Source organism: Enterobacter sp. EC_64 (assembly GCF_019584165.1).
GTDB lineage: Bacteria > Pseudomonadota > Gammaproteobacteria > Enterobacterales > Enterobacteriaceae > Enterobacter > Enterobacter roggenkampii.
Window position 1 is genome coordinate 16,446 of record NZ_VDAS01000027.1, and the last position, 12,530, is coordinate 28,975.

Sequence of the window (12,530 nt, forward strand, 5' to 3'; positions counted from 1 at the left end):
TTTTTAGCCATGATGATAGCCACCGCCCAGCGCGGAGGTCAGCTGCAGCGTGGCGTCTACATACTGCCCCTTCAGCAGCAGTCCTTCGAGGTGCTCTTTGAGGGCCGGTATTCTGGCTTCACTGACCCGGGAGCCCGCAACGATCCCCGCGCTGAAACGCGCCTGCGCCAGCGCTACAACCCGTGCCGCATCTTTTTCAACCTGCTGCTGGTGGCTGTTTTTCGCCATGAGCGTTTCGACTTCACTGGCCGTGTGTGCCACCTGATTGACGGCCTCTACCACCGCTTTGTTGTAGTTGGCTACTGAAAGGTTGTTCTGCGCCTGAGCGATATCCAGCCCGGCGTTAAGCCTGCCGCTGTCGAAAATCGGCAGCGTCAGCCCGGCGGTCACGCCCATCTGCTGCGCGGACGAACGGAACAGATCGCTCAGATGGAGGGCATCCTGCTGTAAGAACGCCATCAGGTTCACGTCAGGATAAAACGCCGCTCTGGCGGCCTCCACTTCGCTCATGGAGGCTTCGATATACCAGTGCGCCTCCTGCAGATCCGGACGGCGTGCCAGCAGTTCATAGCCGAGCATCGACGGTAGCGAGGCTTCCACCGTCGGCAGGGCGTGCCGCGTCAGCTTCACGGAGGAGGCGTTCGTCAGCGCAACCAGACGCGCCTCAATGGCTTTCATTTTCCCGTTGACTTCGGCCAGCTGCTCTTCGGTTTTGCTGGCGTTGATATCCGTTTCAACGCCCTCCACGGAGGAGGTGATCCCGTGCTGATACAGCTCGCGATCGGCACCGATAATATTGTCCTGCTCATGTTTAATCTGCGCGAGGACCTCCCCCACGCCGGCCTGCGTTTGCCACTCCCAGTAGAGCCGCGCCACGCTGCTGGCCAGCAGCTGACGGGTCTGCTCCAGCTCCGCTTTTTGCGCATTCACTTTGCCAATCCGGGCTTCGACCTGCGCGCGATTTTTTCCCCACAGATCGAGATCCCAGCCTGCCGTCAGGCCAAAGGTGCCGTTGGTGTACCACGGCCCGGTTGTCCCTGCCGCCGGGTCGGTAATGGCAAAGGGCCCCATCAGCCCCTCGGCGGACATTTTCTGACGTTCGGCATCCGCTGAAAAATCAATCTGCGGACCGTCGGCAGCCATAGCCGCTTTGGCCTGGGCTTCCGCAAGCGTAATGCGCTGACGGGCAATCTGCATATCCGGCGCATCGCTTAATGCTTTTGCAATAAGCCCGTTAAGTTCCGGATCGTTATATGCTTTCCACCACTCATTTTTCGGCCAGTCCTGATGATTCAGAACCGTATTCACCGACGCCGCCGTGGTTTGCGTTTTAATGGGAGATACCGTGGCATGTTCAGGCGCACAGGCAGCCAGAATAAAAACGAAGGGAGCACTCAGAGATAAAATAAGAGAACGTTTCATGACGCCATAAACTCAAAAAATAAAGGCGCAAATTACGCTTGATTCTCTTTATTTTTTTAGTAATGCGTGGCAATGCGTAAATTGTCATAGATTTAAATATACGGAAAAGTATTCACCAAAATTATTATTTAAATTGAATTATGCAAATGAAAAATAATCAACCCGACAGGGTGAACATCCCCTGTCAGGTTGATCGCTTTATTAAACTTTCAGCGAAGCGCCTTTTGTCGCAATAACCTCTTTATACCAGTAGAAACTTTTCTTACGGCTGCGCGCCAGCGTGCCTTTCCCGCTGTCATCGCGATCGACGTAAATAAAGCCGTAGCGCTTAGAAAGTTCAGCTTTTGATGCGCTCACCAGGTCGATGGGCCCCCAGCTGGTGTAGCCCATCACCTCAACGCCGTCTTCGATCGCTTCCCGCACCTGCACCAGGTGATCGTTGAGATAGCTGATGCGGTAGTCATCCTGCACCGTGCCGTCTGCGTCCGGTTTATCCTTCGCCCCGAGGCCATTTTCCACGATAAACAGCGGCTTCTGATAGCGATCCCAGAGCACGTTTAGCAGAGTACGCAGGCCGATGGGGTCAATCTGCCAGCCCCATTCGGAACTGGCCAGATGCGGGTTTGGCACCATGCTCAGGATATTGCCGCGCGCCTGCTGGTTGAGGGCGTCATCCGCGGTGACGCAGCCCGTCATGTAGTAGCTGAAGGAGATAAAATCGACGGTAGATTTCAGCGCCTCGCGGTCGGCGTCCGTGACCTCAAGCTGAATACCGTTGTCGCGGAAGAAACGCTGCATATACCCCGGGTAGGCGCCGCGGCACTGCACGTCGCCAAAGAATTGCCAGGCGCGGTTTTCCTGCAGCGTCTCCAGAACATCTTCCGGCTTGCAGGTCAGCGGATACATCAGGCCGCCCAGCAGCATGTTGCCGATTCTGGCATCCGGGATAATCTCATGGCAGGCCTTCACCGCCAGCGCGCTGGCCACCAGCTGGTGGTGGATCGCCTGGTACACCTCCCCTTTGCTGCTGGTTTCCGGCAGACCGACGCCGGTCATCGGCGCGTGCAGAGACATATTGATCTCGTTGAAGGTCAGCCACAGCTTGACCTTCTCTTTGTAGCGCGCAAACACGGTACGGGCATAGCGCTCAAAGAAGCCGATAGTCTGACGGCTGCCCCACCCGCCGTACTGCTTCACCAGCCCCCACGGCATTTCATAGTGCGACAGCGTCACCAGCGGCGTGATGTTGTGCGCGGCCAGCTCGTCAAACAACCGGTCGTAAAACGCCAGCCCCGCCTCGTTCGGCTGCTGCTCGTCACCGTTCGGAAAAATGCGGGTCCAGGCAATGGAGACGCGCAGGCAGCTAAAGCCCATCTCGGCGAACAGCTTGATGTCTTCCGGGTAGCGATGATAGAAGTCGATGGCGACATCCTTGATGCCGCTGTCCCCAGGGACGCGCTCAACTACCGGGCCGAAGACACCCTGCGGCTGAACGTCAGAGGTGGACAGCCCTTTCCCCTCTTCCAGATACGCACCCTCTACCTGATTCGCGGCAACCGCGCCACCCCATAAAAAATCGTCCGGGAAAGTTTTCATCACGTTCTCCTGTTATTGATGACTGACGCTGAGTAACGGCGCACCGGCATTGACGGACGTTGCCGCCACGGTCGCCACCTCGCGATACTCGTCGCTGTTACTGATAATAATCGGGGTCGCCAGGTCGTATCCGGCATCGATAATCGCCTGTCGGTCAAACTCCAGCAGCAGATCGCCGGGCTGCACCTTGTCACCGACCTTCACATGGGCGGTAAACGGCCTGCCGTCGAGCTTCACGGTGTCGATACCCACGTGGATCAACACTTCAATCCCGCTGTTACTGAGCAGGCCGATGGCGTGTTTGGTCTGGAACAGCGAAGCCACCACACCGGCAAACGGGGCAACCACTTTGTTATCGGAGGGAATAATCGCGGCGCCGCTGCCCAGCAGGCCGCTGGCAAACGTGGTATCCGGCACCTGGTCGAGAGCAAGAACGGTACCGGTCATCGGCGATAGCACATCGTTTTCGCCCGCGGAGACCACACCTTCTGGCGCGGTGTTTCCTGGCATACCGGCGAGCAGCGTCAGGCCGCAGCTCAGCACCAGCGCCACCACCGTGCCGATAATGCCTCCCCACAGCGTGGCGTCCACGCCGCCCGGCGGAATCATCTGAGCGATGGTAAAGATATTGGCGAAGCCGAAGGAGTAAACGTGGGTGTCGCTGAAGCCGACAATCGCCCCACCGATAGCGCCAGCCACGCAGCCAAAGATAAACGGACGGCGCAGCGGCAGGTTTACGCCATACACTGCGGGTTCGGTGATACCAAAAATACCTGCCGTCACGGATGAACCGGCCAGCATTTTCTGACGCGCATCGCGGGTACGCAGAAAAATGCCCAGCGCCGCCCCCACCTGGCCAAACACCGCAGGCAAAAGCATGGGCAGCATGGAGTCATGCCCCAGCACCGCCAGGTTGTTGATCATCAGCGGCACCAGCCCCCAGTGCAGGCCAAAAATAACGCAGACCTGCCACAGCGCGCCCATCGCCGCGCCCGCCAGCCACGGTGCCAGAACGTAAATAGTCTGATAGCCGTTCGCCAGCATCTGGCTCAGCCAGGTCGCCAGCGGCCCGATAACGAGGAAAGTCAGCGGCACGGTCACGGCCAGACAGATCAGCGGCGCGAAGAAGTTTTTCATCGAGGAAGGCAGCAGCCTGGTGCTCTGTTTTTCCAGCCAGCAGCTGACCCACGCGGCGAGAATAATCGGGATCACTGACGCGCTGTAGTTGAACCACGTGACGGGGATGCCCAAAAAGGCTTCCGATACCGCGCCCGGCTGCTGGCTGGCGTTGAACGCCGCAATCATCACCGGATGGGTGAGCGCCCCGCCGATCACCATGGTAATAAACGGGTTGCCGCCGAACTTTTTCCCGGCGGTATAGCCCAGCACCAGCGGGAAGAAGAAAAACAGCGCATCGCTGGCGGCAAACCAGATTTTATACGTGCCGCTCTCGGTCGTGAGCCAGCCGCAGACCACGGCCAGCGCCAGCAGCCCCTTCAGAATACCGGACGCGGCCAGAATGCCAATAAATGGGGTAAAGATCCCGGAGACGATGTCAATCAGGCGGCCCAGCAGGTTCCCCTTTTCGCCCTTCTCTTCCACGACAGGGGCGTCGTCGGTCAGGCCTGCTTCATTGCGCACTGCCTGCCAGACGTCGTGAACGTGGTTGCCAATCACCACCTGAAACTGGCCGCCGCTTTCGACCACCATGATCACGCCCGGGTTTTTCTTGAGCCCTTCCGCATCCGCCCGTTGATTCTCTTTCAGTTTGAAGCGAAGCCGGGTCGCGCAGTGCACAAGACTGACGATGTTCTCTTTTCCGCCAACGTGGCCGAGAATATCCTTCGCTAACGCCTGGTATTCCATCTCGATTTCCTTACATCCGATGCCCGCAGGCACCTGTTGACTGAGTACAAAAATAAAAAAACCCGAGAACGACCTTCTGACGAAGGTCGCGCTCAGGTTTTGCCTGCGTGATGCAGTAACAATCCTGTTTTGAGGCTTAACGCCCCTCTTTTCTCACCCGCTCGATATGAATGGCGAGGAACATAATTTCTTCGGTTGTCAGCTCACGCTGGTAGCTTTTGTTCAGGTGCTGCGCAATTTTCTCGGCGCATTTCCACGCCTTCGCGTAGTTGTCTTTGACTGCCGTATGCAGCGAGACATCGTCATCTTCCACCACGGTGCGGGTGAGCATCCGCTGGGCAAAAAACTTCAGGTGGGTGACGAAACGCTGGTAGCTGAGCGACTCTTCGTCATACTCAAGCTGCAGCTGATACTTCACCAGCTGCAGGATCTCCTGCATCACCCGCGTCACGTGCATCACCTCCGGCATTTCGCTGTTCAACTGCGCGGTAACCAGATGCAGCGCGATAAAACCGGCCTCATCCTCCTCCAGTTCGACGTTAAGGCGTCTGGCGATAATGGCCCGCGCCTCCTGCCCTAATTCGAACTCCTTCGGATACAGCCGTTTAATATCCCACAGCAGCACGTTTTTGATGGCCAACCCGTTCTTCTGCCGCTCAATCGCAAAGTAGCAGTGATCGGTGAGGGTGATATATAAGCTCTCCTGCAGCTTGCCCAGCCGCTGCGCCGCCAGCCCGATGATGCGGTCGCAGGTGGTCATCACCTCCAGCGGAATCTGACTCAGCAGCTCGCCGAGCCGACGCACCAGTTCATCGCTTTGTAACGCAAACACCTTTTCAACCCGCGCGGTATCCAGCGCCTCACCGACGCGCTTCTGAAAGGCCAGCCCACGGCCCATCACCACCTGTTCGCGCCCGCGCTCATCCTGAACAACCACCACGTTATTATTGAGTATCTTGGCGATTTTCATCTGAACCCCAGAAACAAAAAAACCTGACCTCCGGCAGATGCCAGAAAATCAGGTTTTGCCTGCCTAAGCAGTAACAATCCAGTTCTGGCACTCTAACAGTTTCATTCGTAGCCTCAATGCGTCACGCGTCAGAAACGTGACGCGGATCGAACTTGCTACCGTGATATCAGAAGGTCACCACCGTTTTCAGCTCGGTGACCCAGGCATCCTGGGTTCGGCTGACCCCGCCGGGATGGTGCCAGTACTGAATGCCAGGCTGCAGTTCAAGCCATGACACCGGACGAAAGCGGTAGTAAAACTCGCCGTTCAGGGAATGGCCCGGCACGGGGTGCCAGGCCGGATTGTTGTAGTCGCTCACGCCGCTCAGGCTGTTCAGGTAACGCTGGTTGCGGGCGTACTGGCTGCTCATATCAATCCAGGTTAAGCCAAAGCCAATCCAGTCTTCCGGTCGGGCATCAAACAGTCCGCGATAGCGCAGCGAGGCGGCGTAAACCTGATGCATGTAGTTAGTGCTCTGATCCGCAAGGCTCATGCTGAACGAGGTGCTCAACCCGCGATTCGGGTCATCCTGATGCTGCGTAAGCTGCTGGTTCAGCCCGGCGTACATGAACCAGGTCCGGTTGTGGGTATCGAATCCGTCCGGGTCCGTCGCGCCCGCCCCGCCGGATTTGCCGCGATAGAGATCGGTTTGCGGCGCGTTGGTAAACACCACGCCCAGGTTGTACGCGCCCGGCAGGCCGTTAATCAGCGGACGCGCTTCGATTTCAACCGGCAGTAAGATCCCTTTGCTGCCCTTCGTCGACCAGCTCCAGGCATGGCTGCGGCTGGCGGCCTGCGGATTCTGCTCCATTACGCCGCCTTTTAAGGTCAGCGTCGGGGTGAGTTTATAGGCAAGCGTGGTGCCCCAGGTGTGTACGTTCCAGTTGTTCCAGGTCAGCGAGTTGGCTGACTTCCCGCCGCACTGGGACAGCAGCTGGAAATCACAGGGGATAATTTGATCGAAGGTCTGCACCTTGTTCATCATCCCGATGCGCCAGGTCAGACGCCGGTCGTCAAAGCTGCGGGCAAAGGTTAGCCAGCCCAGACGGGTAATCGACTGCCCGCCCCAGCTCTCCTGGGTCAGATCGTTGAAGTTGACGCGCGGGTCCTGCACGCGTTTGGTGGTGAGATCGTCATTGTGGTTGCGGTTGACGATGTTCCCCTCGATACGCGCGTCCGGGATACCGGTCCAGCGCTCCAGGTCCTGGTTGAAGGTCAGCGCGAACTGGTCAATATAGGCCACGTGGGAGTCGTGGTTATATCCGCCACCGCCGTTCCAGCCAATTTCATTCAGGTATCCGAGGTTATAGGTAAAACCGTTATCGTTAAGGATTTTGCGTATGCCGAGCATTTCGCCCAGCACAGGCTCCGACGGAGCTTCAAACCCTAATACCGTACCGTTCCAGTCTTGCGCCATCGACAGCGGGGATATCGCCAATAAGGCGAACGCATAGAGTTTATTTTTATATGCCATGATAACAACCTGTGATTGAGTATTGAGTGCGTAACCGGCCGCAGGAAATTTTTCTATTTCCTGTCGCTATTTCTTTTTTTAAAAATCATTAAAAAGCGCTAAGCCAAATATCTCTCCTGCGTAAATGACAGGCAAAAAAAAACCTAAGCGCCCCACAGCGAAAATGCTGTGGAACGCTTAGGTTTTGCCTGTTAACCAGTCACAATCCTGCGTTGAAAACAGTGGCACCTTAACACCGTCGCGCCACGTTGAAAACCTGAACTGTTTTCTGTTTTAAAAAAATGTGAGCAATTTAACGCTTATTATTTGGACTGAATCACCCGCGCAATATCAGCCGACGTCTGTAAAGTACGAATCTCCTGAAATAATTCCAGCGCTTCATCGTACTCTTTGCGTAAATAACTCAGCCACTGCTTAATACGCGCGACGTGATACAAACCGGTATCGCCCTGCTTTTCCAGACGGCTGTATTTTTGCAGCAGCGTGACGACATCTGCCCACGGCATACGCGGTTCGTTATATTTCACCACCCGGCTGAGGTTAGGCACATTCAGCGCGCCGCGGCCGATCATTACCGCATCGCAGCCGGTGGCCTGCAGACAGGCCTGCGCGCTCTCGTAGTCCCAGATTTCGCCGTTGGCGATCACCGGAATGGAGAGGCGTTTGCGGATCTCACCGATCGCCTGCCAGTTTATGCGATCGGCTTTGTAGCCATCTTCTTTAGTGCGGCCATGCACCACCAGCTCGGTGGCCCCGGCCTGCTGCACCGCATCGGCGATCTCGAACTGTCGGGCATCGCTGTCCCATCCCAGCCGAACCTTTACCGTCACCGGCAAATGCGCGGGCACGGCCTCGCGCATGGCTTTCGCGCCGCGGTAAATCAGCTCAGGATCTTTCAGCAACGTCGCCCCGCCGCCGCTGCCGTTCACCAGCTTCGACGGACAGCCGCAGTTGAGATCCACCCCGTAAGAGCCCAGCTCAACCGCGCGGGCGGCGTTTTCCGCCAGCCATTCAGGATACTGGCCGAGGAGCTGAATCCGCACCAGCGTGCCGGAAGAGGTCCGGCTCTGGTTGTGCAGCTCGGGGCAAAGCCGGAAGAAGGATTTTACCGGCAACAGCATATCCACCACGCGCAAAAACTCCGTCACGCAGAGATCGTAGTCGTTCACCTCGGTCAGAAGCTCGCGCACGAGGGAGTCGAGCACGCCTTCCATTGGGGCCAGTAAAACACGCATAGCAGTACCTGTGAAAAAAGACGCGCTATAGTAGCCGCTCTCTATATCGCTGGGAAGCGCTTCTGTTCAGGCAGAAAGTCACCCGGCGTTGCCCCAACAATGGCGCGAAACGCCGCCGCAAATGCCGCCGGGCCGGAGAACCCCAGCATCCAGGCCACCTGCTTAACCGGGTATCCGTTGGCGAGGAGATCCAGCGAGGCACAAATCCTTGCGCGCTGTCGCCAGGCCCGGAAGCTAAAGCCGGTATCGTTGATAAACGCGCGTGAAAATGTGCGTTCTGACATCGCGGCCCGTTCCGCCAGCCTTTCCAGAGAGAGATCCCAGAGATTGTTGGCAATGATGTCACAGGCCACGCGATGTAAGCGCTCATCCACGGGCATCGGCAGTTCGGCTGAAATCTGCTGCGTCTCGCTGAGGATGTCGAGCAGCAAAACGGCCATGCTGCGCTGGCTTGCCGGCCGGTATTCCGCGCTGAACAGCCCGGCAATCAGCTCTTTGAACAACGCTGTGGCCATAATCACGTGAACCTCGTCTTTCCGCTTAAAAGGTTCGCATTGCGAAATCAGTGCCGGGCTAAACCAGACCGCGCGAAGCTCCGTTGCGGATAACACGCTGTAGGTATGCTCCTGAAAGGGAGGGATCCACAGCGCGCGCTGCGGCGGTATGACCCAGCGTTTGCTGCCGGTTTCGACCAGCATGACTCCTTTGATGGCAAACAAAAGTTGTCCCTGCGAATGCTGGTGAGGCGGATCGACTTCGCCGCGCGTATAGCGAATTGCCCCTCTTGACCATCCGATGGCATCGTCGTGAATTGGCGTTTTATCGATAACGGTTGGCATTTCACATTCCCCCCTTCCTCTTATGATGCTGCTTGTACACGTAACCGGAGAGAGACGCAATGCACATCCATTTTATTATTCATGAACATTTCGAGGCGCCAGGCGCCTATGAAATCTGGGGGAAAAGTCGCGGCTGCAGTCTGAGCTACACCAGAGTGTATCAGGGCGATTCATTACCTGAGGAACTGGGGCACACAGACCTGCTTATCATCATGGGAGGCCCGCAATCCCCCGCCACCACGCGTGAGGAATGCCCCTGGTTTGATGCGCAGGCGGAAAAGGCACTCATCAGCCGCGCGATAGAGGCAGGTAAAACGGTGATAGGCGTTTGTCTGGGCTCACAGCTTATCGGCGAAGCGCTGGGCGCCGCGTTTTGCCACAGCCCGGAAAAAGAGATCGGCAAATTTCCCGTCAGGCTCACAGATGCAGGCAAGGCGAACCCGCTGTTTGAAGACTTTGGCAGCGTGCTGAACGTCGGTCACTGGCATAACGACATGCCTGGGTTGACGCCGCAGGCTAAGGTTCTGGCTTACAGCGAGGGCTGTCCCCGCCAGATCGTGCAATACAGCGAACGGGTTTACGGTTTCCAGTGCCATATGGAGCTAACGCCGGAGGTGGTAGAGTTGCTGATTGAGCATTCGCAGAATGACCTTCGCCGCGCGGGTGAATTCCGTTTTGTCGAAACGGCGGAAAAACTCCGTTCGCATGATTATCGCGAAATGAACGAGGTGCTGTTTTCTTTTCTCGATAAGCTGACCGCCTGACGCTGATGCCTTCTCTGGCGCGTTACTTCGCGAGCGCAACCCCTTTCCTCTAAACTGTAGCCTGCACCAGTAAGGTGATACCGGACGTTCCATTCCGGAATGTCTGGTATGCTCAAAATTCATGATGTGATCCGTGGCACATTTTTAGGTTTAATTGTATGATGAATGCGTTTCAGCAAGGACTATCACCATGAGCAAATCATTGAACATTATCTGGCAATATCTGCGCGCATTCGTCCTGATTTACGCCTGCCTGTATGCCGGGATTTTCATCGCGTCGCTGCTGCCCATCACCATTCCCGGCAGCATTATCGGCATGCTGATCCTCTTCGTGCTGCTGGCGCTGCAAATCCTGCCTGCAAAGTGGGTCAATCCCGGCTGCTTCGTCCTCATTCGCTATATGGCGCTGCTTTTCGTGCCTATCGGCGTCGGGGTCATGCAGTATTTTGATTTGCTCAAAGCCCAGTTCGGCCCGATTGTTGTTTCCTGCGCGGTGAGTACGCTGGTGGTTTTCCTGGTGGTGAGCTGGAGTTCACATCTGGTGCATGGCGAACGTAACGTGATTGGGGAGAAAACAAAAAAATGATGGACAATATCTGGTGGTCCCTGCCGCTCACCCTAGCAGTGTTCTTCGCCGCACGTAAGCTTGCCGCGCGTTTCAAAATGCCCTTGCTGAACCCCCTGCTGGTGGCGATGGTGGTGATTATTCCGTTCCTGCTGCTCACCGGCATTCCTTACGAACGCTACTTTGCCGGCAGCAAAATCTTAAACGACCTGCTGCAACCCGCCGTCGTGGCGCTGGCGTTTCCTTTATACGAGCAGCTGCACCAGATCCGCGCCCGCTGGAAATCCATCATTACCATCTGTTTTGTGGGTAGCCTGGTGGCGATGATCACCGGCACGTCGGTGGCGCTGCTGATGGGCGCTTCCCCACAGATTGCGGCGTCAATCCTGCCTAAATCGGTGACCACGCCTATCGCGATGGCGGTTGGGGGCAGCCTCGGCGGCATTCCGGCCATCAGCGCAATGTGCGTCATTTTCGTCGGTATTCTCGGCGCGGTGTTTGGCCACACCCTGCTGAACGCGATGCGTATTCATACTAAGGCGGCACGGGGGCTGTCGATGGGCACCGCCTCGCACGCGCTGGGCACTGCCCGCTGCGCGGAGCTGGATTATCAGGAAGGGGCGTTTAGCTCCCTGGCGCTGGTGATCTGCGGGATTATTACCTCCCTGCTGGCCCCGTTCATTTTCCCGCTGATTCTGGCAGTGATGGGCTAAAATTTGCGATGCGTCGCGCAAATTTCATTTTGATTTCATAAGTTGCATACATAATGAGAAGTGGATCACATATAAAGCCCTGACGGCTCCGTAAACTACCGATCCATTAACCTTTATGAGGCAAACGCCATGCACCCACGTTTTCAAGCTGCTTTCGCCCAGCTTGCAGAGAATTTGCAGTCAGCCCTTGCTCCCGTTCTGGCAGATGCGCACTTCCCCGCCCTGCTGACCGCGGAGCAGGTCACGATGCTGAAACAGGCAACGGGACTGGACGAAGACGCGCTGGCTTTCGCACTGCTTCCTCTGGCTGCCGCCTGCGCGCGGGCCGATCTCTCCCACTTCAACGTCGGGGCCATTGCGCGCGGCGTCAGCGGCACCTGGTACTTCGGCGGCAATATGGAGTTCCTGGGCGCAACCATGCAGCAAACCGTTCACGCCGAGCAGAGCGCCATCAGCCACGCCTGGCTGCGCGGTGAAAAAGCGCTGAGCGCCATTACCGTGAACTACACCCCCTGCGGCCACTGCCGTCAGTTTATGAACGAGCTGAACAGCGGGCTGCAGCTGCGCATCAACCTGCCGGGTCGCGCGCCGCACACGCTGGCGGATTACCTGCCTGACGCGTTTGGCCCGAAAGATCTGGAGATCAAAACCCTGCTGATGGACGAGCAGGACCACGGTTTCGCCCTGTCCGGCGATGACCTGAGCCAGGCGGCGATTGCCGCCGCCAACAAGAGCCACACGCCGTACAGCACGTCCCCGAGCGGCGTGGCGCTGCAGTGCCGCGATGGCCGAATCTTCACCGGCAGCTATGCGGAAAACGCCGCGTTTAACCCAACGCTGCCGCCGCTGCAGGTCGCACTCAACCTGCTGAGCCTGAACGGCTATGATTATCCTGACATTCAGCGCGCCATTCTGGCTGAAATTGCCGATGCGCCGCTGATTCAGTGGGATGCCACTGCCGCAACGCTTAAAGCGCTGGGCTGTACGACGATTGACCGCGTGCTGCTGGCGTAACCCTTCCGGCGGGCAGAAATGCCCGCCAGTTTG

At 57.2% G+C, this 12,530-nt stretch carries 10 protein-coding genes and 1 pseudogene; 4 read left to right on the plus strand and 7 right to left on the minus strand.

Annotated features, from left to right (window positions below; all coding sequences use genetic code 11):
- Nucleotides 1-3: 3 nt before the first annotated feature.
- The 7 genes and pseudogenes from mdtQ to FHC52_RS18610 all read right to left on the minus strand — a co-directional run bounded on the left by mdtQ (nucleotide 4) and on the right by FHC52_RS18610 (nucleotide 9,441).
- Nucleotides 4-1,422, minus strand: coding sequence for a multidrug resistance outer membrane protein MdtQ (mdtQ, locus tag FHC52_RS18580; protein WP_126289515.1), 1,419 nt, complete (start codon nucleotides 1,420-1,422; stop codon nucleotides 4-6).
- Between the two features lie 201 nt (nucleotides 1,423-1,623).
- Nucleotides 1,624-3,018, minus strand: coding sequence for a glycoside hydrolase family 1 protein (locus FHC52_RS18585; protein ID WP_059363949.1), 1,395 nt, complete (start codon nucleotides 3,016-3,018; stop codon nucleotides 1,624-1,626).
- A 12-nt stretch (nucleotides 3,019-3,030) separates the two neighbouring features.
- Nucleotides 3,031-4,996: pseudogene (bglF, locus tag FHC52_RS18590) on the minus strand (PTS beta-glucoside transporter subunit IIABC).
- Nucleotides 4,997-5,020: 24 nt separating this feature from the next.
- A complete protein-coding gene (gene licT / locus FHC52_RS18595) occupies nucleotides 5,021-5,854 on the minus strand; it encodes a BglG family transcription antiterminator LicT (protein WP_023293816.1) in 834 nt (277 codons plus the stop codon).
- A gap of 166 nt (nucleotides 5,855-6,020) precedes the next feature.
- On the minus strand, nucleotides 6,021-7,310 hold the full coding sequence (locus FHC52_RS18600) for a carbohydrate porin (protein WP_404997210.1): 1,290 nt from the start codon (nucleotides 7,308-7,310) through the stop codon (nucleotides 6,021-6,023).
- Nucleotides 7,311-7,669: 359 nt separating this feature from the next.
- Nucleotides 7,670-8,602, minus strand: coding sequence for a tRNA dihydrouridine(16) synthase DusC (gene dusC / locus FHC52_RS18605; protein ID WP_063615915.1), 933 nt, complete (start codon nucleotides 8,600-8,602; stop codon nucleotides 7,670-7,672).
- A gap of 41 nt (nucleotides 8,603-8,643) precedes the next feature.
- Nucleotides 8,644-9,441 (minus strand): helix-turn-helix domain-containing protein, encoded by a 798-nt coding sequence (locus FHC52_RS18610; protein ID WP_045259735.1) that lies wholly within the window; start codon nucleotides 9,439-9,441, stop codon nucleotides 8,644-8,646.
- Between the two features lie 59 nt (nucleotides 9,442-9,500).
- Here FHC52_RS18610 and FHC52_RS18615 point away from each other — a divergent pair, with 59 nt between their 5' ends.
- The 4 genes from FHC52_RS18615 to cdd all read left to right on the plus strand — a co-directional run bounded on the left by FHC52_RS18615 (nucleotide 9,501) and on the right by cdd (nucleotide 12,497).
- Nucleotides 9,501-10,205 (plus strand): type 1 glutamine amidotransferase, encoded by a 705-nt coding sequence (locus tag FHC52_RS18615; protein ID WP_039266754.1) that lies wholly within the window; start codon nucleotides 9,501-9,503, stop codon nucleotides 10,203-10,205.
- A 190-nt stretch (nucleotides 10,206-10,395) separates the two neighbouring features.
- Nucleotides 10,396-10,791 carry a CidA/LrgA family protein gene (locus FHC52_RS18620; protein WP_014884558.1) on the plus strand — a complete coding sequence of 132 codons (396 nt, stop codon included), beginning with the start codon at nucleotides 10,396-10,398 and terminating at the stop codon, nucleotides 10,789-10,791.
- Nucleotides 10,788-11,483: a CidB/LrgB family autolysis modulator gene (locus FHC52_RS18625; protein ID WP_008500916.1), complete on the plus strand. Its 696-nt coding sequence runs from the start codon at nucleotides 10,788-10,790 to the stop codon at nucleotides 11,481-11,483. The genes FHC52_RS18620 and FHC52_RS18625 overlap by 4 nt, the downstream gene beginning before the upstream one ends.
- Nucleotides 11,484-11,612: 129 nt before the next feature.
- Complete coding sequence (gene cdd, locus FHC52_RS18630; RefSeq protein WP_220420194.1) at nucleotides 11,613-12,497, plus strand: cytidine deaminase; 885 nt, start codon at nucleotides 11,613-11,615, stop codon at nucleotides 12,495-12,497.
- Nucleotides 12,498-12,530: the final 33 nt, after the last annotated feature.